The organism is Neoroseomonas terrae, assembly GCF_018129025.1.
Lineage (GTDB): Bacteria > Pseudomonadota > Alphaproteobacteria > Acetobacterales > Acetobacteraceae > Neoroseomonas > Neoroseomonas terrae.
The window spans coordinates 150,324-175,380 of the sequence record NZ_JAAEDI010000014.1 but is presented as its reverse complement, the minus strand read 5'-3'; the positions used below and the strand labels follow the sequence as shown (position 1 = coordinate 175,380).

The following is a 25,057-nucleotide window of genomic DNA, read 5'->3' as shown; positions in this document are numbered from 1 at the left end:
CCGGGCGGGCCGGCCGGTGCCCGAACCGTCGCCCGAGCCCGCGCCGGAACGCGCCGTCGCCGCTATCGGCCGGGGCGGGCGCGTGCAGCCCGTGGCGGGGCGCGTGCTGCGCGGCTTCGGGGATAGTGCAGATGGCGGTGCGGCGCGCGGTCAGACCATCGCCGCACCGGCCGGGGCGCGGGTGGTCAGCCCCTGTGCCGGGCGCGCCGTGTTCAGCGGGCCGTTCCGTAGCTACGGCCTGCTGCTGATTGTGGATTGCGCGGAGGGGCACCATGTCGTGCTCGCCGGGCTGGGCCGACTCGATGCGGAAACCGGCGCCCGGCTGTTGGCCGGGGAGCCGGTGGGCGTGGTAGGGCAAGGCGAGGGCGGCCGCGGGCGTATCTACCTGGAGTTGCGGCGAAATGGGCAGCCGGTGGACCCGCAGCCCTGGCTCGCCGCGGCGCGGGGCGGCTCCGGCTAAGCTCTGACGGGCGGTTCGCCTAAGGGCGCAGGCTGCGCGTCGAGTGGCGGGCTTGCCGATCCGTAAGCCAGTGATGGACGTACGGTAAGGCAGGTAACGGCTATGTTTCATCGCGGTTTCGGGCTGCGCCCGGGCCCGCGTTGCGCTACAGGTTGGTATCTTTCGCCGCGTGCTGACTGGCCCGGCGATGCTGATGGAAGGAATTCGGATGCGGCGCAGGACTGCGACCTTCGCGGCGGTTGGTGCGGCTTTCGTGGCAGGCGTGGCCGTCGGGCCGATGGTGAGCGCCTGGGCGCAGGACGGTGGCGGCCGGGCGGAGACCTATCGCCTGCTGAACCTGTTCGGCGACGTGTTCGAGCGCGTCCGCGCCGAATATGTCGAGCCGGTCAACGACCGCGACGCGATTGAGAATGCCATCAACGGCATGCTCAACGGCCTCGATCCGCATTCCTCCTACATGAACGCGCGGATGTTCCGCGACATGCAGGTCCAGACGCGCGGCGAGTTCGGCGGTCTCGGCATCGAGGTCACGCAGGAGAACGGCTACGTCAAGGTGATCTCGCCGATCGACGACACGCCGGCGGCGCGGGCCGGGGTGAAGCCGGGCGACCTCATCACGCACCTCAACGGCAATTCCGTTCAGGGGCTGACGCTGCAGGACGCGGTCGAGCAGATGCGCGGCGAGCGCGGCACCGCGATCCGCATCACCATCCGGCGCGAAGGCGCCGAGCGGCCGATCGAGCTCAGCATCACGCGCGACGTGATCCGCCCGCAGGTCGTGCGGTCACGGCTCGAGGGCGACATCGGCTACATCCGGCTGTCCTCCTTCAACGAGCAGACCGAGACGGCGCTGCGCCGCGCGATGCAGCAGCTCCGCCAGCAGGCGGGCAACAACCTGCGCGGCATCGTGCTCGACCTGCGTAACAACCCGGGCGGGCTGCTCGATCAGGCGGTGCAGGTCTCGGACGATTTCCTGGATCAGGGCGAGATCGTCTCGACCCGTGCGCGCCGGCAGGAGGATGCGCAGCGCTGGAACGCGCGCTCGGGCGACATCGCCCAGGGCCTGCCGGTCGTGGTGCTGATCAACGCCGGCTCGGCCTCGGCCTCCGAGATCGTCGCCGGCGCGCTGCAGGACCATCGCCGCGCCATCGTCATGGGCGTGAAGTCCTTCGGCAAGGGCAGCGTGCAGACGGTCATGCCCATTCCGGGCAATGGCGCGATGCGCCTGACCACGGCGCGCTACTACACGCCGTCGGGCCGGTCGATCCAGGCGACGGGCATCGAGCCGGACATCGAGGTGCTGGCCCAGCGCGAGGACGCGGCACAGACCGTCGCCGCGCGGCGCGACCGCGAGGCCGATCTGCGCCGCGCGCTGCGCAACGACAACGGCGCGCAGCCGCAGGCCGCACCCCCGCTGCCGCCGCTGAACCTGCCCGCCGGGCTGGTGGAACGGGTGCAGCGCATGCCGGCCGAAGGCGCGGCCGCCTTCGACCCGACCAAGCCTGAGACCGACCATCAGCTGCAGCAGGCGCTGTCGCTGCTGCGTGGCATCGCGGCGGCGCCCGCCAATCCGCAGCGCCGCGCCGCACGCTGACGCGGCCGGGCGGCCGGCCGATGCGCGTGCCGGGATGGAAGGCGCTCGGGGCTTACTGGGTGGCTGTGATCGCCGCTGGTGTCGGCGGCGCGCTGTGGGTGGAGCAGCTGGGGCCGCCTGGGCGGGCGGTCCTGGCCACGCCGGAGGAGGCCGCAGCGGCCGGCACGACGGGGCCTGTCGCGGAAGCCAGCCATCCTGTCGCGTCCCGGACGACGGAGCTGGTGCCGCCAGCAGCGGTTGGGGCAACGCCGCCTGCCTCCCCGGCGCCGACGGCCCCGGCCGGCGCGCCATCGACGCCGGATCCGCCCGCCGTGACGGGCGCCGCGCAACCGCGCGCGGGCCAGCCTTCCGTGCCTCCCGCGGTCGCGGCGCCCGCGGCACCACCGCTTGCACCGGAACCGCCACCGCTCGCTGCCGCAGTCGCGCCGCGTGCCCCCGCCCGGCCGATCGCCGCGCCTGACCCGGGGCTGTTGGAAGCCGGCCGCCACGGCATGCTGCCACGCGCCGGGACCGATGGACGGACTCCGATCCGCGCTTATGGCGCCGAGTTCGACCGGCGCGACACCCGCCCCCGCATCGGCATCGTCATCGCCGATATCGGCCAGATCGCGACGCAGACGGATGAGGCGATCCGTCGCCTGCCGCCCGCCGTCGCCCTTGCGCTGTCGCCCTATGCCGCGCGCCCCAGCCAGGCGGCCGAACGCGCGCGGGAGCGCGGCATGGAGACGCTGATGTCCCTGCCGATGGAACCGGCGGGCTACCCCAACAACCATCCGGGCGAGCAGGCGCTGCTGACCGGGCGGTCCATGCCCGACAACATGGACCGACTCGACTGGGTGCTGGCGCGCGCACAGGGCTATGTCGGCGTGATCGGCGCGATCGGCGGGCTGCGCGGCGAGCGCTTCGCCGCCATGCCCGAGGCGATGGGCACGGTGCAGGACGCTCTCCGCCAACGCGGGCTGCTGTATCTAGACCCCCGACCCGGCGCGCCGTCGCCGGCCCGCGCCTGGGGCCGCAGCGTCGATGTCGTGCTGGATGAGCCCGCGGGCACGCGCGGGGAGATCGACCGGCGGCTCGCGGAGCTGGAGGCCCTTGCGCGCGAGCGGGGCGCGGCGCTGGGCCTTGCCGGCGCGGCGACACCGGTGCTGGTGGAACGCATCGCCGCCTGGGCGCCGGGGCTCGCATCGCGCGGGCTGGTGCTGGCGCCGGTCTCGGCGATGATCCGCCGGCCCGAGGCCGTGGCCGATGGCGGCAACCCTATCCGACCCGCGAGCGCGCCATGACAGCCCCTCTCCCCTATCGCGACAATGTCGGCGCCGTGCTGTTCAACGCGGCCGGGCTGGTGCTGGTCGCCCGCCGCGCCGACCTGCCGAATGCCGAGGGCGCGCCGGGCGGCTGGCAGTTGCCGCAGGGCGGGATGGATGCGGGAGAGGACCCGGCGGTCGCGGTGTTCCGCGAGCTGGAGGAGGAGGTCGGCACCGCGAAGGCCGACATCCTCGCCGAGCATCCGGACTGGATGTTCTACGAACTGCCGCCGGAACTGCTGGGCAGGGCGCTGGGCGGGAAGTATCGCGGGCAGCGGCAGAAATGGTTCGCGATGCGGTTCACGGGGCAGGATTCCGACATCCGGCTCGACCTCGACCCGCATCCGGAATTCGACGCCTGGCGCTGGGCGCGGCTGGCCGAGCTGCCGGACCTCGCCGTCGCGTTCAAGCGCGAGATCTACGAACGGCTCGCGCGGGATTTCGCGCGCTTCGCGGGATAGGTGTCACGGCCCCGTCGGGCTGCCATCCGCCACCACGCGCCGCGCCCGCCGGGCGAAGACGTCCGTCGTGACCACAGGGTTGTTCAGGTAGAATTCGTCACGCGGAAAGACGTCGCTGAGCGGCGGTTCGCCGCGCGGCGCATCCGGCCCCCAGACCAGCGCCGGCGCCGCGTACAGCGCGGTCCAGTCGGCGAAGGCCGGGTTGCCGCGGCGCAGATGCTCGCGCGCCGTCTCGGTCTCGAAGGCGCGGGCGAGGCGGGCTGGGTCGAAGGGGATCGGCTCGTTCGATCCGACCAGCACGGCGACCGGCATCAGCAGCAGCGTGTGGGGGAAGACCGAGGCGAAGGTCTCGACGGAGCGCTGCGACGGCGCCCATTGCACATAGAGGCCCCCGGGCGCGAGGCGCTCGCGCACCTGCTCGAGGAACTCGGCGCTGTAGAGCAGGCCGGAATGCGATGATTCCGGCAGGATCGCATCAGCCTCGATGATGTCGTAACGGCGATCCTCCCGCGCCAGCGTGCGGCGGCCATCGCCGTATTCGAGGTGCCAGCGCGGGTCGCGGAAAAGCTGTTCCATGGGGCTGCCGGGGTGGCGGCGGCCGACTTCCTCCAGCGCCGCCAGCACCGGGCCGACGAGCTCGACGGCGCGGACGCGGCTTTCGGGTCGGATGCCGGCGGCCCAGGGCGTGCCGCCGCTGCCGACGCCGATCACGAGCACATCGCGCGGGTTCGGGTGCATCAGCGGGCCGACCGCGCCAAGGAACTGGTGGATCGGCAGGAAGGGGATGCGGCCCTGGCTGAAGCCCTGGATGAAGAAGGGGCCGTCGGCGCGGCCGTCATCGGCGCGCTCGTCGCGGAAATAGGCGATGCCCGAGCGGTCCTCGGCCCAGGCTGCCGGCTGGCCGGGGCGTTCGCCATGCAGCCGCGTCCACCAGGCGGCGTTGCCCGGCAAGGCGAAAACCAGCACGGCGCAAGCGGCGGCGAGCGCAAGCTCCGCGGGCCGCTTCGTCCAGCCCGCGCGCCAGATCCAGAACAGCACCAGCAGCAGCGACAGCACAGCGAGCAGCTTCAGGGTCCCGGCCATGCCGAGCAGATGGAAGGTGACGAGGCCGGTCAGGATCGAGCCCGCCGCATTCCCTGCGATGTTGGCGAGTTGCACCCAGCCGACGCGCGCGCCGACCGACGAAAGGTCCCGCTGCACCGCGCGCTGCACGAAGGGGAAGGTCATGCCGATCAGGAAGGAGGGCGGTCCGACGACGAGAAGCGTGAGCCCGATCGTGGTCAGTAGCGCGCTGCCGTGCATGCGGTTGCCATCGACCGTCATGACGTCTGCCAGCGGCTGGTGCGGCAGCACGAACCACAGCCCGACCAGCAGCAGCGTCGCGATGACGAACCCGGCCGACTGGGTGATGAAGAAGGCGGGCCGGGGGTCCTCGATCCGCCGCAGCAGGCGGGACGCGAGCGCCATGCCGGCCCCGTCCGCGAGCAGGAAGATGCCGAGCACAGTCGGGAACAGATAGGCATGGTACTGGCCGACCTGGCCCATGAAGCGGACCCAGACGATTTCCAGCGCGACGATGACGTAGCCGGACAGGAAGACGAGCAGGCACCAGAGCGGCAGGCCGCCATAGCGTGCATCATCCTGCTTCTCGGCCGCCGCCACCGGCGCGGGCGTGGCACTGAGCTGCCGCAGCAGCGTCAGCGACAGCGCCGCAGCGAAGAATTCGAGTCCGGCCGCTAACCATAGCGTCGTGACGAAGCCGAGATGCCCGACCAGCAGCCAGCCGCCGAGCAGCGCGCCGATGCCCGCGCCGAGCGTGTTCAGCCCGTACAGCGTCCCGATGCGCTCGGCGATGCTCTCACGCGAGGTTGCGACGGCGCGCGCCAGCAACGGGAGGGACGCGCCCATCAGCGTGGTGGGCAGAACGAGGCCCGCGAAGCACAGCGCGAAGATCGCCGGCGCGGCATCCACCACACCCGCCATGTCGGTCGCCAGCCAGTCGTACAGGAATGGCTTGGAGAGCAGCGCGAAAACGCCGACGCCGATCTCGGCGAGGGCGAAGCCGGCAAGCGCGCGCGCCGGGCTGAGGCGGTCTGCGACCTTCGCACCGATGATGGAGCCGAGCCCGAGCCCGGCCAGGAACGCCCCGACCACCAGCGCCGCCGAGACGGTGTCGGACCCGGCGAAGATGCCAAGCATGCGCTGCCACACGATCTGGCACAGCAGCGCCGCAAATCCCGTCGCGAAGAACGCGACGGCTAGGCGAGACATCATTCACCTGCTCCCCCGGCGTGCAGCGGCCCGCCGCCCCCGGCCGCCCCCGCACTCCTTTCACCGAAATGTGTCTCGGAAATTACATACTGTCCATCCGGACGCTTTGAGGGGTCGCGATACCCCGGCGACCCTGTGCCGCGCCACCTTGCCCGATCGCGCCGTCCCTTGCAGGGTGCGCCATCCTCGATACGGGAGAGACGCGGTGAACGGTGCAGAGAGCCTGGTCCACACACTTCTTGGCTGCGGTGTGGAAGTTTGTTTCGCAAACCCAGGCACGAGCGAGATGCACTTCGTCGCCGCGCTGGACCGCATCCCGGGCATGAAGTGCGTGCTTGGCCTGCAGGAGAACGTCGTCACGGGCATGGCCGACGGGTATTGGCGCATGGCCGGCAAGCCCGCCGCGACGCTGCTGCATTGCGGCCCCGGCCTCGCGAACGGGCTGGCGAACCTGCACAATGCGCGCCGCGCGCGCTCGGGCATCGTCAACTGCGTCGGCGACCAGGCGACCTATCACCGCATCTTCGACGCACCGCTGACCGCGGATACCGAAGGGCTGGCACGGTCGGTCTCGGCCTGGATGCGCACCTCGACCAAGGCGAAGGATGTCGGTGCCGATGCCGCCGCCGCGGTGCAGGCGGCGCGTACCTCGCCCGGCCAGATCGCGACCATGATCCTGCCGTCCGACACCTGCTGGGACGAGGGCGGCGTGGTGGCGCAGCCGCTGCCGGTGCCCGAGCCGCAGGCGGCCGATCCGCTGGCGATCCGCAACGCCGCGCGCATCCTGCGCGAGAAGAAGAACGTGCTGATCCTGCTCGGCGGCAAGGCGCTGGGCGAAGGGGGGCAGGCACTGGCCTGGCGCGTCTCCCAGGCGACCGGTGCGAAGCTGATGACGGAGGGGTCGAACGGGCGTCTTGCGCGCGGCCAGGGGCGGCTGCCGCTGGAGCGGGTGCCCTACCCCGCCGACCAGGCGATCAAGGCGCTGTCCTGGGTCGAGCACCTGATCTTGGTGAACTCGCGCGCGCCGATCGGCTTCTTCGCCTATCCGGGCAAGCCGTCGAAGCACTACCCGGAGAATGCCGAGGTCCATGTGCTGACCCGGTATGAGCAGGATGCCGAAGCGGCGCTGCGCGCGCTGTGCGAGGAGCTGAACGCGCCGGCCGTCCCGATGCCCGATGTCGGCAAGCGGCCGGAACGGGCCCGCGGTGCGCCGACGCCGGAAGGGCTGGCGCGCACGCTCGGCGCCCTGATGCCGGAGGATGCGATCATCGCCGATGAGAGCGTCTCCTTCGGCCGTGGCTTCTTCTCCGAGACCTTCGGCGCGCCGAAGCACGATTGGATGCAGGTCTGCGGTGGCGCGATCGGCGGCGGCATGCCGCAGGCGACGGGCGCGGCGATCGGCGGCGGCGGGCGGCGGGTGATCAACCTGCAGGCCGACGGCTCGGCGATGTACACGGTGCAGTCGCTGTGGACCCAGGCGCGCGAGAAGCTGCCGGTGACGACCGTGCTGCTGTCCAACCGCAAGTACCAGATCCTGCTCGGCGAGTACCAGAATGTCGGCGCCAATCCGGGGCGCACGGCGATGGACATGCTCGACCTCGGCAACCCGGACCTCGACTGGGTGAAGATGGCGAACGGCATGGGCGTGGAAGGCGCGCGGGCGACGACGCTGGATCAGGTCGGGGATCTGATGGCGCAGTCCTTCGCGCAGAAGGGGCCGTTCCTGATCGAGCTGATGATCTGACTGCGCTCGCGGAGAGGGGCTTTGCCCCCTCCGAGCGACCGCGCCAGGGGTGCGGAGCGCGTGGGGAACGCGCTCTCGCCCGACGTCACGGGCGGGCTTACGCTGTCCGCATGACACGCTTCAGCCCGCGACGGGCGCTAGCCCTGGTTCGCCTGATCGACCGGCGAGCCAGAGGAGTCGAGCCCGGGGACGACGCCCTGTCCCGCTTGCGGTTCGACAGGCTGGCGCCTGCACCGCGTCAATGGCTGGGTCACACCCTCGCCAAGCTGGCCGTGGTGCTCATATTGGCCGCGCTGGTCGCTGGGGTGTTCACAGGCGGGATTGCCGCCATGAAGGCGTTGGGCCTCGAGCGCTGAGCCCTGACGGAGCATTTGCCGCGGAAGCCCGTCCGATGGTTCCACGCATGACGGCATCCGAGGTTTGCAGAGGCCCTAGGTCTTTGGCACGAACGGACCGGGAGAGGCAGCGCCCCGCGCGGTCCTCCATCACAGGCACAGGGAAATCGTCCATGGACATGCAGCTTCAGGGTAAGCGCGTTCTCGTCACCGGCGGATCGAAGGGCATCGGCCTCGCTTGCGCCGAGGCGTTCGCGGCCGAGGGCTGCGACGTGGTGCTGGCTTCCCGCGATGCGGATGCGCTGGCCGCCGCAGCCGACAAGGTCCGCGCCGCGCGGCAGGTGCGCGTCGAGACCCTCGCTGTCGATCTCTCCCAGGATGCCGAGCGCGAGCGGCTGCACGCCGCCTTCCCCGACATCGACATCCTGGTGAACAACGCCGGTGCGATCCCCTCGGGGCGGCTGCAGGACATCCCGATGGCGCGGTGGAAGCAGGCCTGGGACCTGAAGGTGCTGGGCTACATCCACATGTGCCAGCTCTATTTGCCGGGGATGGAAGCGCGGAAGGCCGGCGCCATCGTGAACATCATCGGCATGGCGGGCCGTGCGCCGCGCGCCGGCTATATCGCGGGCGGCGCGGGTAATGCGGCGCTGGTCGCCTTCACTTCGGCGATCGGCGCGGCGGCGCAGGCATCCGGTGTGAAGGTCGTCGGCATCAATCCTGCCGTCACCAAGACAGATCGCATGCTGACCCAGGCACGTACGAACGCGAAGCTGAAATTCGGCGACGAGGAACGCTGGGCCGACACGCTGACCAACCTGCCCTTCGGCCGCCCGATCGAGGCGGGCGAGATCGGCGATCTCGCGGTGTTCCTCGCCTCGCCGCGCGGCCATTACGTGAACGGCACCGTGGTGGATGTGGATGGCGGCGGGATGTTCCGCGCCTGAGCGGCCCATGCCCGCGCCATAGTGGCGCGGGCATCGCGGACTCAGACGAGTTCGGGCTCCAGCACCGGCCGCAGCCGCATAACGACGTCGTTGTAGTCGAAATCCGAGTCCTCGGCGGCGGTGAGATCCTCGAAGCCGAAGGTGTTGTCACCGAAGATGCGGATGTATTCCTGGCCGCCGGCATTGCCGTTCCCGGGGACGAAGATCTGGCCCGACTGGGTGATGAGGACGGGCGCGTAGAAGCCGGTCCCGCCGGCGACGGTCCATTCCGCGGTGTCCCGGAAGGTGCCGCCGCCGACCTGGGCGCTGAAGCCGGCGTCGAGCGCATCCCGCACTGCCAGGCGGAAGGCGTCGCTGTCGGCATAGGCAACGCCACCGACCGTCGCCGTGCCCTCCGCCTGGTCGAAGTCGATCCGCACGAAGCCCAGCGTGTTGATGTTCGAAGCGCTGCCGGCCAGGGCGATCTCCAGCACCTCCCCCGCATCGAGATGCATCACCGGCAGGCCGTACATGCGCTGCACCGAAGCGGCCTGGAGGCCGGCGGAAAGGGTGTTGTCCACCGCGGCCGTCAGGGTGATCCCGCCAAGGTCGATGCTGAAGCTGCCGTCGCCTTTCGCCTCCGGCACGACAGGGCGCAGGTCCAGCGTGTCGCGCGCCGAGACGACAGCGAAGTGCAGTTCCTGCCCGAGCCCGAGATAGACGGCCTGGGTGCCGTCGAGCAGCGTCTCCCCGTCGTCGCTCGCGACGGAACCGACCCAGCCGAGGATGGCGTCGGCGACACTTGCGACGATGCTGCCGTCGGGGCCGACCGGATTGCCCGCCGCATCCGTCGCGTAGAGGGCGACCGCCACGCCTTCCGGCAGCCCGTCGCCCAGGGCGGAAAGGTGAATCCAGTTACCCTCGGTGCCGCTCTGGTCCGGCGACAGGGCAAGGCCGTCGCCGCTCGCGCCGAGGGCGAGCTTGGTCAGCGCGACGGTAACGGTCAGCGTCGCGCTTTCCTTGGTCAGCGGCACGGCCTCGTCGGGCTGGTTCGGCGCGTGCAGCTTGGCGGCATAGGCGGTCATCGACACGTCGTAGACGCCATTGCCGAGTTGCTGCGCCACGCTTCCCTGCCAGCCACCGACGAGATCGGCCTTCGCGTGGATCGGCGCGATGGCGTGGCCGCCATGATGGGCGATCGAGATGACGGCGATGGAGCTGCCCTGGACGAGGTTGGTGAAGGTCTCGGTCCAGGTCGTCCTGTCCGGGGCGCTGCTGAGCCCCGTCCAGCCGAAGGCGAGCTTGCCGGCATGGGCGGTGACGGCGAGATCGACGCCATTGCCCAACGTATCATGCACGTCGTCGGTCTGCCCGGCGACGGCGACGAAGGCGCCGGCATGCAAGACGCCGGCGACAGGTGCGGTGGCGGTGGTCTGGCCGTCGAGGAAGCTGCTGCTGGTGTTGGCCTGCATCAGCGACAGGTCGAGCGTCGGCGAGACGCCCGTGACATTGACCGAGAAGGTCAGCAGCCCGCCGCCGGTCGGCTGCATGGCGCCGGGCACCAGCGTCGCCAGGCCGTCGACGCCGAACAGCGACGGATCGGTGCCGAAATCCGAGAACTGCGGAAGCGTGGCGCCGTCGGGCAGGAAGGTGCTGGTGTAGAGGTTGTAGACCTTCTCGACGCCGCCGCGGTGCAGGACGATCTGGTACCAGCCCGTGCCGCTCTCGGCCATCGGGATGCCGGTGAGCACGAGGCTCTGCGAGGTCTGGCCCGCAGAGCCCCCGCCGCTGACCGAATAGGTCGTGCCGTCATGGGCGAAGGTCCAGTTCTGCCACGGGGACTGGCCGTTGCCGCCGAGGCGGATGTCCTGCCACTGCGGCGTGGTGCCGTCGTAGCCGGTCAGGATGCGGATCGAGATCGCGACGTCGTCGCGCAACACCAGCGACTGGGCGAGGCTATCGCCGGGATTGAAGTTGAGCGTGATGTTGGAGCCGTTGCCCTCGTACCACTGCGCCACTTCGTAGACCTCGGTTTCGAGGCCCGGCGCGACGTAGTTGTAGATCAATGGCGGCGTGTAGAGGCCGGCGGTCGGCGTTTCGGTATCGGCGAACAGCGTCACCGTCATCGTCGAGACGTTCTGGCCATTCGCATAGGTGGATAGCTGCGGCCCGCCCTGCGCGAAGCCCGTCATCAGGGCGTCGGCATACTGCGTCCCGTAGGAGTTCGAGTAGCGGTAGAAAATCTCCGAATACGGATCCCACCGCACCGTCACGTCGGAGCCCAGGTGGCTGTCGGTGTTGTTGCCGTAGGCGTAGTCGGGCGACCAGTTGTAGTTCTTGTTGAAGTCGATGCCGCCGGTGATCTCGGTGTTGGGCAAGATGCCGCTGGATTGCAGGTAGCCGGCCGTCAGGCCGAGCGTGAGCTGCTGCAGCACCTGGCCCCAGGCGTTGTTCGCGCCGACATTCATCTCGCTGGTGCCGGGATACAGCTCGAAAGGCGTGGCCGCGTGGGGCGTGTCGTAGAGCTCGACCGTGCCGAGGGTGGAGTAGATGCTGTCGGCGAGCTGGCCGGCGGTCAGCTTGATCGCACCCTGGATCTGGCTGCCTTCGGTGGGCGTCAGCCAGAAGGTGTTCTCATGCTCGTCCCAGTCCAGCCTGTAGCTGAAGAAGCCGGCATTGCGCCAGATGACGGGCGTGCCCGATGCCGCGCCGGCCTGGAGGTCGCCCGCGCCGTTGAAGTAGCCATTGATGATGATCGGCGTGTCGGGCGCCTTGAGGGCATCGATGTACCTCGTCCAGTCGTCGGCGCGGTAGAAGGCGTAGTCGTTGTGCGGGTCCACCGCGACGGCCGGGGAAACCGCCTCGCGGTTCTGCCCGGCGAGGCCGCCCTGGGTGAAGGTCGTCACCGGCTGGCTGCCGGCGACGGTATCCGTCGGTGCCGCGGCGAGGTCGGTGAAGAGCGTGCCGGCGGAGACCGCGTAGCTGCGCGAGCCGGTCGAGGCTTCGAGCGCCATGCCGATGCCGAAGCCTTCGATCGAGGTCAGGTTCGCCGCGTCGCCCGCAGCCCCCGTCAGGCTCACCTCAATGCTGTCGTACCGGTAGTCGAGCGCCGCCGCATTGGCCCAGGTGATGCTGGACTGGGCCAGCGTGGAGGGGTCGATCGCATCCGCCGTATCGTCCACGCTCTGGATGATGAAATAGACCTTGCCGCCATAGAGGTTCGGCTGGTCGCCCTTGGTCAGGTCCAGGGTGAAGGATCCGCCCGACTGCACCGCGCCGTCGCTGACCATGGTCTGCCACCCGAGCGGGGTATCGGCCGCGCCGCCCGCGACATCGCTGCCATAGAGGACGGCATAGGCGTAGACGCCGTTGCCGCTGCCCAACCAGGTCTGCATGTCCTGCGTCAGGTTGATCTGCAGCGTCGTGGTCATCGTCCGGTGGCCCCTCGGAGCGGCAGGCGTGGCATGCGGTCAGGATGCCGGCGGGACCATCTTCTTATGATGAACGCGATTCGGCCGCCGCATCGTGGCTGGCGGCCCATGCGGCGGCAAGCGGAGGCGGAACGAAATCGGCGGCGTCACTGCTTCCAGGGGCTGGTCGCCCAGATGCGGCGATAGGTCTCGGCCTGCTCCCGCACGAAGCTGGTCATGGTCGGGCGATCCATGTAGCGCACGACGAGGAAGTCGCGGTCCGTGATGGCGCGGAACTCGGGGTCCTGCGCGGTGCGGCGGATCGCTTCTTCCCAGCGCGCGATGATCGGCGCGGGCGTCGCCACCGGCAGCGCGAAGCCGCGCGCGGAACCCGCCGCGACATCGATGCCCTGCTCGATCCCCGTGGGCAGGTCCGGCGCCTTGTCCCAGCGTTCGCGCTCCATGATGGCGACGATGCGCAGCGTGCCCTGCTGGTGCGCCCGCACCGTCAGGCTGACGGTCGAGATCGAACCGGCGACATGCCCGCCCTGGACGAGCTGCACGGCCTGGCCCGCGCCCTGCGTCGGCACCCAGGTGAACTTCACGCCGGCTGCGCGCTCGATCGCCATCATCGCGAGATGCGGCGCGCCGCCCACGCCGGCGCCGGCGATGGTGACCGTCTCGGGTGCGGCGCGGGCGGCCTCCACCAGGTCGCGCAGCGAGCGATAGGGCGTCTCGTTGCCGACGAACACGGTATAGGGCTCGTCCGTCAGCAGGCCGGCATAGGCGAAGCTGTCGACGCGGTAGCGCGGCGTGTTGTCGTAGAGCGCCGTCACCAGCGCCGGAAAGGAGACGAGTGCGACGTGGCGCCCGTCGGGCGCGGCCGCCGAGACCTCGTTCAGCATCAGCATGCCGCCGGCGCCGGGCTTGTTGACGACGATGATCTGCGTGCCGCCCAGGTGCTTCTCAAGGAACGGCGCGGCCATGCGCGCAGCGAGGTCGATGTTCCCGCCCGGCGCGAAGCCGACATAGATCTGCACCGGACGATCCTGCGCGCTGGCGGACAGTGCCGGCAGGGAAAGCGCGCCCCCGACCAGGACCCGGCGCTTCATCGTCATGTGGCTCTCCCGCCTGATGCTGCGCAAGGCTGCATCGCGCCCCCCGGATGCGCAAGCGAGGACACTGCGGAATTCCCCGCGGGCGGCGCCGGCATTGCCTGCGGCGCGGGCGCAGGCGGATGCATCCAGCCTGCCGCGTGGGCGGCCGCGGTGCCGGGCGGCCGCGGCGATGCGGCCGGGTGATTTCGCCCCGCACCGATCTGCTCTAGCCTCCCCGTCTCACAGCGGAGACGGCGCGATGCTGCGCTTCAGCAACTTCCTTTTCCCCGAGAGCCGCGACCCCGATCGCGATGCCGACGTGATTGCCGACTGCATCGCCGAGGCGAAGCTGTGCGACGAGCTTGGCGTCGAGGTACTGTGGCTCGCCGAGCACCATTTCGACGGCAACTGCGCCTATGTGGACCCGGTGACCTTCGCGGCCGCGGTGCTGACCGCGACGAAGCGGATCAAGGTCGGCTTCGCGGTGGCGCAGGTGTCCCTGCATCATCCGATGCGCCTCGCCGAGGAGATGTCGCTGCTCGACAACATCGGCCGCGGCCGCGTGATCGTCGGGCTAGGGCGCGGCACTGCCTACAACGTCTACGAATACCAGGGCTATGGCATCCCGCATGAGGAAGCCGGCGAGCGGTACGAGGAGGCCGAAGGCATCATGCTCCAGGCCTGGACCAGCCCGAACGGCTTCACGCATGAGGGCAAGCACTGGACGCTGAAGGTGCCGCGGCTGCGGCCGACGCCGTTCACGAAGCCGCACCCCTACCTGATCCGCGCGGCGTCCTCCGAGGAAGGCGCGCTGCACCTCGCGCGCCGCGGGCTGCCGTTCCTGATGAATGTGCAGACCAACGAGACGACCGCGAAGCGGATCGCGCTCTACAAGCAGACGATGACCGAGGCCGGCTTCGACGCCGCGCATCTCGCGCGCTGCCTGGACGAGACATGGGTGTGGCGCAACATCGTCGTCGCCGAGACGGATGAGGAAGCGCGCCGCATCGGCATCCCGGCCTTCGAGGCGATGCAGGAGCACCGCAAGACCCTGCGCGAGAAGATCTATGCCGAACAGGGCATCATCATGAAGCGCGAGACGGCGCCGCCGGCGCGCGTCGGCATCGATTCGGGCCTCGTCGTCGGCTCGCCGGAGACGGTGGCGGCGAAGATGGCGGAGATCGAGGCGACGGGCGTCGGCGGCGTGATCTGCTCCTTCCGGCTCGGGCCCATGCCTGCGGATGCGGCGGCGTCCTCAATCCGGCTGTTCATGGAGAAGGTGGCCCCGCGCTTCGCGCCAAAGCTGCGCGCCGCGGCTGACTGACACCGGGTACCAGCGCGTCGGTTTCGCGCGGCGGCCAGCCTGCTCCGTGATCAGCCTGGCCCCGCGCGCGCCTGCGTGAGCGGCAGCACCAAGTCGCAAACGAGCCCTTCATCCGGCCAGCGGCGGTCCACCCCGCCGCCCAGCTGTCCCTTCACCGTGGCCTCGATGACACGCGAGCCGACGCCGCGGCGCGTCGGGAAGCTGGGCGGCGGGCCGCCCGTCTCGGCCCACCGGATGCGCAGCACGCCCGTGGCCTCGTCGACGACCCAGGTGATCGTCACCTGGCCTTCGGGAACTGACAGCGCGCCGTGCTTCGCCGCATTCGTCGCCAGTTCGTGAAACACCATGCCGAGCGCCTGCACGGCCTCGGCGCGGATGCGGAAGGCCGGGCCGTCGAGCCGCAGGCGCGCCTCGGCCCCGCCGGCGGCGGGGACCGCCTTGCCGAAGGGTGTAAGTTCATCTGCGATCAGCGCCGCGAGCGGCGCGCCGGTCCAGTGCTCCGCCGCGAGCAGCGACTGCGCGCGGGCCAGCGCCGACACCCGCCCCTCGACGAGGCGCGACAGCTCGGCCGCGGTCCCCGCCTTGGCGAGGCGGAGGATGGACTGCACGATGGCCAGGGTGTTGCGCGCCCGGTGGTTTACCTCCTGCGTCAGGAGTTCGCGGCGTTCTTCGGCCTCCCGCCGTTCGGTGATGTCCTTGATCGTGCCGGCGAGGCGCAGCGGACGACCGGTGGCGGGGTCGACGCGCACCGCGCTGCCCGTGCTCTCCAGCCAGCACCAGCCGCCGTCGCTGTGTCGGAAGCGGTACTCCACCTGGTAAAGCGCGAGCCTGCCGGCGCCGAGTGCGTCCCAGGCATCGAGGATTCGGCGGCGATCGGCCGGGTGGATGCGGGAGCGCCAGTCCTCGGCCGATGAGACGGCAATGCCGGGGGTCAGGCCGAAGATCTCGACGGCGCGCGGCGATCGCGTGGTCATGCCGCTGGCGAGCTCGGTCTCCCAGGTGCCGAGCTGCCCGGCTTCGACGGCGAGGCGCAGGCGCTCCTGCTCCTCGCGCAGCGATTCCGTGCGCTCGGCGACACGATGTTCGAGTCCGTCGAGCGCAATGCCCAGCGCCTGCTGCTGGCGCCGGACGACAAGGGCGAGGCCGAGCAGCGCGAAAACCGCCGGCAGGCCGACGCCCAGCAGCGGCAGGACCGCCTGGCGCCAGCTCTGCACCACGACGGCGCGTCGGCGGACCACCGCCACGGCGAGGTCCGGCATGCCCGGGACGCGCTGGAAGGCAATTGCGACCGGCATCCTGCTGCGCGGCATCACGCCGACGAGGCTGCCGCGCTCCCGCCCGGCCGCAAGCGCCTGCATCAGCGGCGTGTCGGAGGCCAGTGGCGAGGGAACCGCCTCGAAGGGGGGGGAGCGCGACAGCACCTGGCCGTCCAGGCGCAGCAGGCCGGCCATGTCGGATTCACTGGTGATGTGCCGCGCCAAGCCGCGGCCGAGTTCGACGGCATCCACCACCAGCACCACCGCGCCGCCCGGTGCCGGCAGCCGGAGCCCGATGGCGAAGACCGGTTCTTCTCCGTCGCGGCGATAGGCGCTGCCGGTCACGACGGTGCCGGGGGTCGCATCGTCCAGCGCCTCGAACAGCCCGCCGGCGGGGCGGCCTGGCGCGCCGCCGCCACGACTGTCGATCCGCAGCTGTTCTTGCCCGCCGGGGCCGTAAACCAGCACGGTGCGCAGCAGCGGGGCATCACCAAGCAGGGCGACGACGCGGTCCGACGTCGCGCTTCCAGCCTCGTCCGGTTTGCCACCGACGGTCTGCGCGATGCGAGTGCCGGCCTGGACCAGCCCCTCGATGCTGCGCTCCACGTAGTCGGCGTTGAAATCGGCGGCGCGGGCGAGGTCCCGCGCGGCGTCAGCCCATGTCAGGCGCCAACTGGCCCAGGCCCCGGTCGCGAGAATGGCAACCGGCAACGCGACAGCCGCCGCGAACAGGGGCCAGAGGCGCGGACTGCGCCGCCCGACTCGCCGCGGCTCTACGGCGCCATCGCGAAGGGTGGCGCTTTGCTGGAGGGCGGCGTCGTCCATTAATCATCCGCTTGCGACAGCGGGGCGGCGCCGCGGCCGCCGGCTGGCTCCCTCGGCGACTATTCCGTGGGGTCTCCCGCGGTGCAAGACGAATTACCGTTATTCAATCTTTGGAGAGGCGCCGCTACCTCAGTCCACGCGCACAACGAGCTTGCCGAAATTGGCGCCCTTCAGCATGCCGATGAAGGCCTCAGGTGCCTTACGGAGACCATCCACGACATCTTCGCGCCAGCGCACCCGGCCATCGCGGATCCATGCTTCCATCTGCGAGCGGAAGTCACCGTAGCGTGACCAGCCGGTGTCGCTGACGATGAAGCCCTGGATGCGCAGGCGCTTGCGGACGACGGGGCCGAGGTTGGGGCCCGGCGGCGCGCCGGCGGCGTCCGCGCCCGGCGCCTCGTTGTACTGGGAGATCATGCCGCACATGACCATGCGGCCGAAATCGCGGAAGCGCGGAAAGACGGCGGCCTGGGTCTTGCCGCCGACATTCTCCCAATAGACGTCGATGCCCTCGGGTGCCGCGGCATCGAGCTGCGCATCGAGGTCGCCATGATGATCGACGCACGCATCGAAGCCGAGCTCCTTCACCACGAACTCGCACTTCGCCGCGCCACCCGCGACGCCGACGACCTTGCAGCCGCGGAGCTTCGCGATCTGCCCCACCACCTGCCCGACCGCGCCGGAAGCAGCGGAGACGACGACGGTCTCGCCGGCCTTGGGCTGGCCGATATCCTCGAGGCCGGTCCAGGCGGTGAGGCCCGGCATGCCAAGCACGCCGAGGCTGCTCGACAGCGGCGGGTCCGACACCGGCACCTTGAACAGCCGCTCCGGCCCCACGACCGAGAAGCGCTGCCAGCCATAGCCGCCGAGGACGACGTCGCCCGGCTTGAAGCCCGGATGGCGGGAGGCGACGACCTCGCCCGCCGTCTGGCCTTCCATCACCGCGCCGAGGGCGACGGGCTTCGCGTAGGATTTCACATCGGCCATGCGGCCGCGCATGTAAGGGTCGAGCGACAGGAAGCGTGCGCGGACCAGCACCTCGCCCTCGCGAGGTTCCGGGGCGGGCGTCTCGACGATGTCGAAATCCTCGGGCACCGGCGCGCCGACGGGGCGGCGCTTCAGCAGGATCTGCAAGTTGGTCTCGGGCATGTCGTGTCCTCCGCTCGGCGCGGAGGATGGCATGCGGTAGCGGGGTCGCCTACCGCGGTTGCGTGCGGGCACGTTCCGCGCGACACGGGCGGCGACCGAGCGAGGGAAGGATCATCCATGGACCTGCCGCAATACGAGACGCTGGCGCTGGAAGCGCCGGAGCCGCACATTCTGGTCGTGCGGCTGAACCGCCCGCAGGTGTCGAATGCGCTGAATACGCAGATGGGGCGCGACCTGCATGCGGTGTGGATGCATCTGACGGCGGAACCCGGCGAGACGCGCTGCGTCGTATTTGCCGCCGCCGGCGAGAAGGCCTTCTGCGGCGGCGGCGACCTGAAGGAACGCCACGGCATGACCGATGCCGCCTGGCGCCACCAGCACGAGATCTTCGAGCGTGCCTATTGGGCGCAGCTGGACTGCCCGATCCCGATCGTCGCGGCGGTGAGCGGCCATGCCTATGCCGGCGGGCTGGAGATGGTGCTGGCCTCGGACTTTGCCTACGGCGTCGCCGCCGCGCGCTTCGCGCTGACGGAAGTGACCATCGGCATCATGCCGGGGGCGGGCGGCACGCAGACGCTGCCGCGCATCGTCGGTGAGCGGCGGGCGAAGGAGATCATCCTGACCGGCCGCCCCTTCACCGCTTCCGATGCGCGCGACTGGGGCATCCTCAACCGCGTGGTCGAGACCCGCGAGGAATTGTGGGACGCCGTGATGGAAACCGCGCGCACCATCGCGCGCAACGCCCCGCTATCCGTGCGGCAGGCGAAGCGGTCGATGCATTTCGGGCTGCAGATGGATCTGCGCTCCGCCCTGCGCTTCGAGGTGGAGTGCTACAACCAGCTCGTCGGCACCGAGGACCGGCGGGAGGGCATCGCCTCCTTCAACGAGAAGCGGAAGCCGGTCTTCAAGGGCCGCTGATCGAGACGCGCGCCGCAGAGGCGGCGCGCGCCCGCCAGGTCAGCCGACGGTGATGTTGCCGGCGGCAAGCACGCCGCGCCAGTTCTCCGCCTCCGTCCGCAGCCGCGCCGCGAAGGCCGGCCCGGCCAGCGGCGCGGGCGTGAAGCCGGAGGCTTCCAGTCGCTCGATCACCTCGGGGCGCGCGAGGGCGCGGGCGGATTCAGCCGCCATGCGCTCCGTGACGGGCGCGGGCACCCCGCCCGGCGCGATCAGCCCGTACCAATTGTCGAAGGACACGCCCGGCACCGCCTCGGCGATGGTCGGCGTGCCCGGGCTCGGCGCCCAGCGCTCGGCGCTGCTGACGGCCAGGAGGCGCAGGCGCCCCTGCTGCACCAGCGGCCAGGCCGTCGCGTCGCTGATCAGCACATCCGCATTGCGTGCGTAGATATCCGTCAGCGCCGGCGCCGCGCCGCGATAGTGAACGGGCTCCGTCCGCGTGCCGAGCTTCTGGTTGAGCCATTCGATGCCGAGATGCGTCGAGGTGCCGACGCCCGCCGAGGCGAAGCGCACCGAATCAGGCCGCTGCCGCATCCGCTGCAGCAGCGCGGCAAGATCGGTGTAGGGCGTGTCGGTGCCGGCCACGAGCAGGAAGGGACTGACCACCAGTCGCGAAATGTGCGTCAGCGCCCAGGGATCATACGGCGTGGCGCGAAGCTGCGGGCCGAGCGTGATGGTCGATCCGCTGCTGATGCCGAAGCTGTAGCCGTCGGGCTGGGCCCGCGACAGCGCGTCGATGCCGATGGCGCCGCCGGCGCCGGCCACGTTCTCGATGACGATGGTCTGGCCGATGGCGCGGCCGATCGGCTCGGCGAGCAGGCGGCCCACCAGGTCGAGCCCGCCACCGGCGGGGAACGGCACGATGATGCGGGCGGGACGGTCGGGCCAGGCGGCGAGCGCCGGGCGGGCGAGGATCGGGACGGCGGCGAGCAGCGCCAGGCTGCGGCGGGTCATGGTCATGGTCAGAACCTTTCGGTGCGCGGCACGGGGCGGCCTGCGGCCGCGGCCTCGGTGATGCGTGCGGTGTCGGGACGGGCGAGATCGAAGCGGTCGCGGATCCGCGCATAGGCGGATTCCCCGTGCAGCCGGCCGACGAGGTCGAGCTTCGGCGTGTCGATGTAGCGGCGCTGCGGGTCGAGTACGCAGTCGTCATGCACATGCAGCGCGATGATGCGACCGAGCACCGCGACGCGGCGGCCGAGCGGCAGCCGATCGTGCACCACGCATTCCATCGCGACCGGGCTTTCCGCGATGCGCGGCACGCCGATGCGGGTCGAGGGCACTGGCGTGAGCCCCGCGAGGGCGACTTCATCGACCCCGGCGGGAACGTCGGCGGCGGTGACGTTCATCGCCTCGGCCGTGGCGTCGGAGACGAGGCAGACGGTGAATTCCCGCCGCGTCTCGATGTTGAGCAGCGTGTGCTTCAGCTCCCCATCGGGCCGTGGCGCGATGCCCACCGAGAGGATCGGCGGATCGTCCGACAGCAGGCCGAAGAAGGAATAGGGCGCGGCGTTGACGCGGCCCTCGGCATCGGTGGTGACGACCCAGGCGATGGGCCGGGGCACCACCGTCGAGACCATCAGCTTGTACCGTTCCCTGGCCGGCAGGGCATCGAAGTCGAATTCCATGGCCGGTCCCTCAGCTCAGCAATTCGGGTTCGTCTTCGACGATGCCTTCCCACAGGGACTGGTAGCTGAGCAGGGCCGAGCGCGGCCGGCCGATCTGCTTCTGCGTCAGCCGCGCCGTCTCCGCCGGGATCAGCTTCGGCGTGCCGGCGGCTTCGGCGAGGAGCTGCGCCTGCGCGACATTGTCGAGCGCGAGGAACCACCAGGCCGCTTCCTCGACGCTGCCGCCGACGGTCAGCAGGCCGTGGTTCTGCAGGATGACGGCCTTCTTTGAGCCGAGCGTGTGGGCGATGCTGGCGCCCTCCGATCCTTCCAGCACGACGCCGTTGAATTCGCTGAACAGGGCGTGGTCCTCGAAGAAGACGCAGGCATCCTGGGTGATGGGGTCGAGCAGGCGGCCGAGCGAGGACCACGCCTTGCCATGCATGGAATGCGTATGGGCTGCGGCGATCGCATCGGGCCGCGCCGCATGGATCTCGGAATGAATCGCGAAGGCGGCCTGGTTGATCGGCTTGTCGCCCTCGACCACGCGACCTTCATGGTCGACCAGCAGCAGGTCGGAGACGCGGATGCGCCCGAAATGCACGCCGAAGGGATTTACCCAGAAGTGATCGGGGAATTCCGGGTCGCGTGCCGTGACGTGGCCGGCGAGGCCCCAGCCGAAGCCGGCGCGGGCGAAGATGCGGAAGGTCGCGGCCAGGCGCTGCTTGCGGTGCAGTCTTTCCTCGGCCGTGGTTCGATTACGTTGCAGGCCGCGCAACAGGTCATCGAAATCCTGCCGCGCATCGCCGACGAACTCACCGGTCATCACCCAGTCTCCAACACGGGCCGCGGCGCCATGCGGCGCCGGGCGAGGAAACGTGTGAACTGGTCCCGACCGAGAGCGCGGGCCGTACCCGCGCGCTTTCACTTGACCCGACTGTACAATCGGGATGGCGCCGCAGGCAAGCGGCGCCCGCCGCATCAGTTGGCGTTCGCGCCGGCGCGTTCGATCACCGGGCGCCACTTGGCCGTCTCGGCCCGGATGAAGCCGGTCAGCTCCTCCGGCGTGCTCGGTGCCGGTTCCAGCCCGTGCTTGGCAAGGTTCGTCGCAACGTCGGGGTCGCGCATGCTTTCGTTCATCGCGGCGTTGACGCGATTCACGATCGGGCGCGGCAGGGCGCGCGGACCCATCATCGCGTACCAGTTGGCGACCTCGTAGCCCGGCAGATTGGCGGCTTCGGCGACGGTCGGCACGTTGGGCAGCAGCGCGCTGCGCCGCGGGGACGGCACCGCGAGGGCGCGCAGGCGGTCGGCCTCGATATGCGGCAGCACGGTCGCGGCGGTGGCGATGGAGAAATCGACCTTGCCCGAGAGGATATCGGTGATGAGCTGCCCGCCGCCGCGATAGGGCACGTGGATCGTCTCGATCCCCGCCATGGAATCGAGCAGCGCGCCGCCCAGATGCCCCGCCCCGCCGACCCCGGAGGAGCCGTAGGAAAGCTCGCCCGGCCTTGCCTTCGCCGCCGCAATCAGTTCGGGCAGCGTGCGCCACGGCTTTTCCGGCGCGACGACAAGGAAGTTCGTCACCTCGACCGAGCGGCCGATGGCCGTGAGGTCGGTCAGCACGTCGAAGGGCAAGCGCGTCATGATCGGGTTCATCACCAGGGAGGCGATGGTGCCCATCATCAGCGCGGAGCCGTCGGCCGGTGCGTTGACGGTCGCCTCGGAGGCGAGGTTGCCGCCGGCGCCCGGACGGTTCTCCACCACGATCGGCTGGCCGAGCAGCGTCTGGAGCTTGGCGCCGATGGTGCGCGTGGTGATGTCCGTGCCGCCACCGGGGGCGAAGCCGACCAGCATGCGGATGGGGCGCGTGGGCTGCCACTGCGCGAGCGCGGGGCGCGCGAGCAGGCCGAGGGTGGTCGCGCCGATCAGGCGGCGGGTCAGCATGGACGGTCTCTCCTCACGCCCAGTCCCGGGCGGTTGCAGGAGAGGCTACGGCAAATCCGACGCGGGTGGCACTACCCCCGCGCGCCGCAGCACCTCTGCCGCGCCGACCCCGGATCGGCGCAGGTCGCGGATCGTCGCGGCACGGTCGCGCTTGGCGAGGCGTCGGCCGCCTTCGTCCGTCAGGAGCAGATGGTGCGCGTAGTGCGGCTCCGGCCAGCCCATCAGCGTCTGCAGCAGCCGATGGAGATCGGTCGCCGGCTTGAGGTCCTCCCCGCGCGTCACGAGCGTCACGCCCTGCAACGCGTCGTCATGCGTGACGCAGAGGTGGTAGGAGGCGGGCACGTCCTTGCGCGCCAGCACCACATCGCCGAAGTGGGCGGGATCACAGCGGAGGCGCCCCTTGCCTTCTTCCTCGAAGCTGAGCGGGGCGGTCAGCGCCGCAAGCGCGGTCCGCATGTCGAGGCGCAGCGCATGCGGTTCGCCGCGCGCCATTCTGTCCGCACGCTCGGCCGGTGACAGCCGGCGGCATGTGCCGGGATAGAGCGGGCCGTCGGGCCCGTGCGGCGCGGATGCGCTCGCCGCAACCTCGCGCGCGATGTCGGCGCGGGTGCAGAAGCAGGGATAGAGCAGGTCCCGCGCGGACAGCGCATCGAGCGTCGTGCGGTAATCCCCCAGATGCGCCGATTGCACGCGCACGGGACCATCCCAGTCGAGGCCGAGCCAGGCGAGGTCTTCCAGGATCGACTCGGTGAACTCGGGCCGGCAGCGGGTTGGGTCGATGTCCTCGATGCGCAACAGGAAGCGGCCGCCCGCCCGGCGCGCGTGCCGCCAGGCGAAGGCGGCGGAATGGACGTGGCCGAGATGCAGATGCCCGGTCGGGCTCGGCGCGAAGCGGGTGACGATGGTGGTTGCGCCCATGCGCGCCACCCGGTAGCGGGCGAGCCCGACCATCGGCAAGGGGGATCATGCATGGACGTGCTGGACGGGCCACGATTCGGCCCGGCGAATGGCGAAGCACCCGACGCGCTGGTTGTGCTGGTGCATGGCTTCGGTGCGGATGGACACGACCTGATCGACCTCGCCGCGCTGTGGGCGGAGGCCCTGCCGGGGGCGCTGTTCGTCGCCCCGAACGCGCCGGAACCCTGCGCGGGGATTCCCTACGGCCGGCAATGGTTCGCGCTATGGGATCGATCGGCGCCGCAGCTTGAAGCCGGGGTGTCGAGCGCGGCGGCGGCACTCGGCCGCTTCGTGGCGGCCGAAGCGGCGCGGCTGGGCCTGCCGCCCGAACGCGTGGCGCTGATGGGATTCAGTCAGGGTGCGATGACGGTGCTCGAAGCCGGCCTGTGCGGCCACGTGCCGGAACCGGCCTGCGTGCTCGCCTATTCGGGTGGCATGATCGGCGCGGAGGCGGCGGCCGGGCGGTTGGCGGCGCGACCGGCCGTCCTGCTGGTGCATGGGGAAATCGACGACGTCCTGCCCGTCGCTGCGACACGACGCGCGGAAGCTGCGCTCAGCGCCGCCGGCGTGCCGGTTCGGGCGCTGTATCGGCCGGCGCTGGGCCATGGCCTGGACGAGGCCGGGCTGGCGGCCGGTGCCGCGGTGCTGGCGGCCTGCCTCGGGACGGAGGGCGCCGCCGGCTGATCGGCTTGCATGACAGGGCGTTGAAACCCGCAGCCGCAGTCGGCAGCGAGACTTGCGGCACCCCTTTCAGCATGGCAATCATGCGCTGCATACGCGGCGGCGCCACATCATCTGGGGCCTTTCCGCCGGTCAGGCCCCAAGGACTTGTTGGCGCTCCGCTGGAAGGAGCGGCGCTTGCCTGACGGCGGACAGTTCTCCGGCGGCCAGTCCTATCCGGCCCTCGTGCTGAATGCGGATTTTCGGCCGCTATCTTATTTCCCGCTCTCCATCTGGTCCTGGCAGGATGCGGTGAAGGCGGTGTTCCTCGACCGCGTCTCGGTGCTGAGCGAATACGAGGTGGAGGTGCACTCCCCGTCCCTCGCCTTCCGCCTGCCCTCGGTGATCGCGTTGAAGGAGTTCATCCCTGCGACGCGGCGCCCGGCCTTCACGCGATTCAATGTGTTCCTGCGCGACCGCTTCGAGTGCCAGTACTGCTCCGAGGGCCGGCCGACGCCGGAGCTGACCTTCGACCACGTCATTCCGCGGTCCCGTGGCGGGCGGACGAGCTGGGAGAACGTCGTCACCGCCTGCGGCCCATGCAATCTGCGCAAGGGCAGCCGCCTGCCACGCGAATGCGCGATGATCCCACGGCAGGAGCCACGGCAGCCGACCTCGTGGGAGCTGCAGGACAATGGGCGGGGCTTCCCGCCGAACTACCTGCATGAGTCCTGGCGAGACTACCTGTATTGGGATTCGGAACTGGAGGGCTGAGT

Annotated in this window: 21 protein-coding genes; 11 read left to right on the top strand and 10 right to left on the bottom strand. The window is 70.5% G+C overall.

Going from position 1 to position 25,057, the window contains the following annotated elements; all coding sequences use genetic code 11:
- The 4 genes from GXW78_RS14615 to GXW78_RS14600 all read left to right on the top strand — a co-directional run.
- Positions 1–460 (top strand): murein hydrolase activator EnvC family protein (locus GXW78_RS14615; protein ID WP_211869556.1); only part of this gene is annotated, 460 nt, incomplete at its 5' end.
- Between the two features lie 208 nt (positions 461–668).
- A complete protein-coding gene (locus GXW78_RS14610; protein WP_246522207.1) occupies positions 669–2,054 on the top strand; it encodes a S41 family peptidase in 1,386 nt (461 codons plus the stop codon).
- Positions 2,055–2,074: 20 nt separating this feature from the next.
- Entirely contained in the window at positions 2,075–3,337 is a 1,263-nt protein-coding gene (locus tag GXW78_RS28300) for a divergent polysaccharide deacetylase family protein (protein WP_211869555.1), read from the top strand.
- Complete coding sequence (locus GXW78_RS14600; RefSeq protein WP_211869554.1) at positions 3,334–3,819, top strand: RNA pyrophosphohydrolase; 486 nt, start codon at positions 3,334–3,336, stop codon at positions 3,817–3,819. Before GXW78_RS28300 ends, GXW78_RS14600 begins: the two co-directional genes overlap by 4 nt.
- A 3-nt stretch (positions 3,820–3,822) precedes the next feature.
- Here GXW78_RS14600 and GXW78_RS14595 read toward each other — a convergent pair whose 3' ends face one another.
- Positions 3,823–6,093 (bottom strand): fused MFS/spermidine synthase, encoded by a 2,271-nt coding sequence (locus GXW78_RS14595; RefSeq protein WP_211869553.1) that lies wholly within the window; start codon positions 6,091–6,093, stop codon positions 3,823–3,825.
- 172 nt (positions 6,094–6,265) lie between these two features.
- On the opposite strand from GXW78_RS14595, the gene GXW78_RS14590 reads away from it, so the two are divergent.
- The 3 genes from GXW78_RS14590 (at position 6,266) to GXW78_RS14580 (ending at position 9,116) form a co-directional block, all read left to right on the top strand.
- A complete protein-coding gene (locus GXW78_RS14590; protein WP_456307083.1) occupies positions 6,266–7,834 on the top strand; it encodes an acetolactate synthase large subunit in 1,569 nt (522 codons plus the stop codon).
- A 110-nt stretch (positions 7,835–7,944) separates the two neighbouring features.
- On the top strand, positions 7,945–8,190 hold the full coding sequence (locus tag GXW78_RS14585) for a hypothetical protein (protein WP_211869551.1): 246 nt from the start codon (positions 7,945–7,947) through the stop codon (positions 8,188–8,190).
- 152 nt (positions 8,191–8,342) lie between these two features.
- The gene (locus GXW78_RS14580; RefSeq protein ID WP_211869550.1) at positions 8,343–9,116 is read left to right on the top strand and encodes a short-chain dehydrogenase/reductase; all 774 of its coding nucleotides are present in this window, start codon (positions 8,343–8,345) and stop codon (positions 9,114–9,116) included.
- A gap of 41 nt (positions 9,117–9,157) precedes the next feature.
- On the opposite strand, the gene GXW78_RS14575 is transcribed toward GXW78_RS14580, so the two are convergent.
- Together GXW78_RS14575 and GXW78_RS14570 are read right to left on the bottom strand one after the other, a co-directional pair.
- Entirely contained in the window at positions 9,158–12,526 is a 3,369-nt protein-coding gene (locus tag GXW78_RS14575; protein WP_211869549.1) for a hypothetical protein, read from the bottom strand.
- Between the two features lie 146 nt (positions 12,527–12,672).
- Entirely contained in the window at positions 12,673–13,623 is a 951-nt protein-coding gene (locus GXW78_RS14570) for a Bug family tripartite tricarboxylate transporter substrate binding protein (RefSeq protein ID WP_211869548.1), read from the bottom strand.
- Positions 13,624–13,861: 238 nt separating this feature from the next.
- Here GXW78_RS14570 and GXW78_RS14565 point away from each other — a divergent pair, with 238 nt between their 5' ends.
- The gene (locus GXW78_RS14565) at positions 13,862–14,926 is read left to right on the top strand and encodes an LLM class flavin-dependent oxidoreductase (RefSeq protein WP_211869547.1); all 1,065 of its coding nucleotides are present in this window, start codon (positions 13,862–13,864) and stop codon (positions 14,924–14,926) included.
- Positions 14,927–14,976: 50 nt separating this feature from the next.
- On the opposite strand, the gene GXW78_RS14560 is transcribed toward GXW78_RS14565, so the two are convergent.
- On the bottom strand, positions 14,977–17,007 hold the full coding sequence (locus tag GXW78_RS14560; RefSeq protein ID WP_211869546.1) for an HWE histidine kinase domain-containing protein: 2,031 nt from the start codon (positions 17,005–17,007) through the stop codon (positions 14,977–14,979).
- Positions 17,008–17,136: 129 nt separating this feature from the next.
- Entirely contained in the window at positions 17,137–18,156 is a 1,020-nt protein-coding gene (locus tag GXW78_RS14555; RefSeq protein WP_211869545.1) for an NADP-dependent oxidoreductase, read from the bottom strand.
- Between the two features lie 117 nt (positions 18,157–18,273).
- Here GXW78_RS14555 and GXW78_RS14550 point away from each other — a divergent pair, with 117 nt between their 5' ends.
- On the top strand, positions 18,274–19,074 hold the full coding sequence (locus GXW78_RS14550; RefSeq protein ID WP_211869544.1) for an enoyl-CoA hydratase/isomerase family protein: 801 nt from the start codon (positions 18,274–18,276) through the stop codon (positions 19,072–19,074).
- A gap of 39 nt (positions 19,075–19,113) precedes the next feature.
- Here GXW78_RS14550 and GXW78_RS14545 read toward each other — a convergent pair whose 3' ends face one another.
- The 5 genes from GXW78_RS14545 to gluQRS all read right to left on the bottom strand — a co-directional run bounded on the left by GXW78_RS14545 (position 19,114) and on the right by gluQRS (position 23,615).
- Complete coding sequence (locus GXW78_RS14545; protein ID WP_211869543.1) at positions 19,114–20,070, bottom strand: Bug family tripartite tricarboxylate transporter substrate binding protein; 957 nt, start codon at positions 20,068–20,070, stop codon at positions 19,114–19,116.
- A 2-nt stretch (positions 20,071–20,072) separates the two neighbouring features.
- On the bottom strand, positions 20,073–20,738 hold the full coding sequence (locus tag GXW78_RS14540) for a flavin reductase family protein (protein WP_211869542.1): 666 nt from the start codon (positions 20,736–20,738) through the stop codon (positions 20,073–20,075).
- A gap of 10 nt (positions 20,739–20,748) precedes the next feature.
- Positions 20,749–21,543 carry a class II aldolase/adducin family protein gene (locus GXW78_RS14535; RefSeq protein WP_211869541.1) on the bottom strand — a complete coding sequence of 265 codons (795 nt, stop codon included), beginning with the start codon at positions 21,541–21,543 and terminating at the stop codon, positions 20,749–20,751.
- A 155-nt stretch (positions 21,544–21,698) separates the two neighbouring features.
- Positions 21,699–22,664, bottom strand: coding sequence for a Bug family tripartite tricarboxylate transporter substrate binding protein (locus GXW78_RS14530; RefSeq protein ID WP_211869540.1), 966 nt, complete (start codon positions 22,662–22,664; stop codon positions 21,699–21,701).
- Positions 22,665–22,709: 45 nt separating this feature from the next.
- A complete protein-coding gene (gene gluQRS, locus GXW78_RS14525) occupies positions 22,710–23,615 on the bottom strand; it encodes a tRNA glutamyl-Q(34) synthetase GluQRS (protein ID WP_246522204.1) in 906 nt (301 codons plus the stop codon).
- 18 nt (positions 23,616–23,633) lie between these two features.
- Here gluQRS and GXW78_RS14520 point away from each other — a divergent pair, with 18 nt between their 5' ends.
- Both GXW78_RS14520 and GXW78_RS14515 read left to right on the top strand, forming a co-directional pair.
- Positions 23,634–24,305 (top strand): alpha/beta hydrolase, encoded by a 672-nt coding sequence (locus tag GXW78_RS14520; protein ID WP_211869539.1) that lies wholly within the window; start codon positions 23,634–23,636, stop codon positions 24,303–24,305.
- A gap of 174 nt (positions 24,306–24,479) precedes the next feature.
- Entirely contained in the window at positions 24,480–25,055 is a 576-nt protein-coding gene (locus GXW78_RS14515; RefSeq protein WP_211869538.1) for an HNH endonuclease, read from the top strand.
- Positions 25,056–25,057 lie beyond the last annotated feature (2 nt).

Bases quoted from the DNA above. Each gene is read 5' to 3' on its own strand.
- GXW78_RS14565 (WP_211869547.1), top strand. From the start codon at position 13,862: ATGCTGCGCTTCAGCAACTTCCTTTTCCCCGAGAGCCGCGACCCCGAT.
- GXW78_RS14520 (WP_211869539.1), top strand. From the start codon at position 23,634: ATGGACGTGCTGGACGGGCCACGATTCGGCCCGGCGAATGGCGAAGCA.
- GXW78_RS14560 (WP_211869546.1), bottom strand. From the start codon at position 17,007: ATGGACGACGCCGCCCTCCAGCAAAGCGCCACCCTTCGCGATGGCGCC.
- GXW78_RS14555 (WP_211869545.1), bottom strand. From the start codon at position 18,156: ATGCCCGAGACCAACTTGCAGATCCTGCTGAAGCGCCGCCCCGTCGGC.
- GXW78_RS14585 (WP_211869551.1), top strand. From the start codon at position 7,945: ATGACACGCTTCAGCCCGCGACGGGCGCTAGCCCTGGTTCGCCTGATC.
- GXW78_RS14595 (WP_211869553.1), bottom strand. From the start codon at position 6,093: ATGATGTCTCGCCTAGCCGTCGCGTTCTTCGCGACGGGATTTGCGGCG.
- GXW78_RS14575 (WP_211869549.1), bottom strand. From the start codon at position 12,526: ATGACCACGACGCTGCAGATCAACCTGACGCAGGACATGCAGACCTGG.
- GXW78_RS14540 (WP_211869542.1), bottom strand. From the start codon at position 20,738: ATGGAATTCGACTTCGATGCCCTGCCGGCCAGGGAACGGTACAAGCTG.
- GXW78_RS14550 (WP_211869544.1), top strand. From the start codon at position 18,274: ATGGACCTGCCGCAATACGAGACGCTGGCGCTGGAAGCGCCGGAGCCG.
- GXW78_RS14535 (WP_211869541.1), bottom strand. From the start codon at position 21,543: ATGACCGGTGAGTTCGTCGGCGATGCGCGGCAGGATTTCGATGACCTG.
- GXW78_RS28300 (WP_211869555.1), top strand. From the start codon at position 2,075: ATGCGCGTGCCGGGATGGAAGGCGCTCGGGGCTTACTGGGTGGCTGTG.
- GXW78_RS14570 (WP_211869548.1), bottom strand. From the start codon at position 13,623: ATGACGATGAAGCGCCGGGTCCTGGTCGGGGGCGCGCTTTCCCTGCCG.
- gluQRS (WP_246522204.1), bottom strand. From the start codon at position 23,615: ATGGTCGGGCTCGCCCGCTACCGGGTGGCGCGCATGGGCGCAACCACC.
- GXW78_RS14610 (WP_246522207.1), top strand. From the start codon at position 669: ATGCGGCGCAGGACTGCGACCTTCGCGGCGGTTGGTGCGGCTTTCGTG.
- GXW78_RS14545 (WP_211869543.1), bottom strand. From the start codon at position 20,070: ATGACCATGACCCGCCGCAGCCTGGCGCTGCTCGCCGCCGTCCCGATC.
- GXW78_RS14530 (WP_211869540.1), bottom strand. From the start codon at position 22,664: ATGCTGACCCGCCGCCTGATCGGCGCGACCACCCTCGGCCTGCTCGCG.
- GXW78_RS14580 (WP_211869550.1), top strand. From the start codon at position 8,343: ATGGACATGCAGCTTCAGGGTAAGCGCGTTCTCGTCACCGGCGGATCG.
- GXW78_RS14600 (WP_211869554.1), top strand. From the start codon at position 3,334: ATGACAGCCCCTCTCCCCTATCGCGACAATGTCGGCGCCGTGCTGTTC.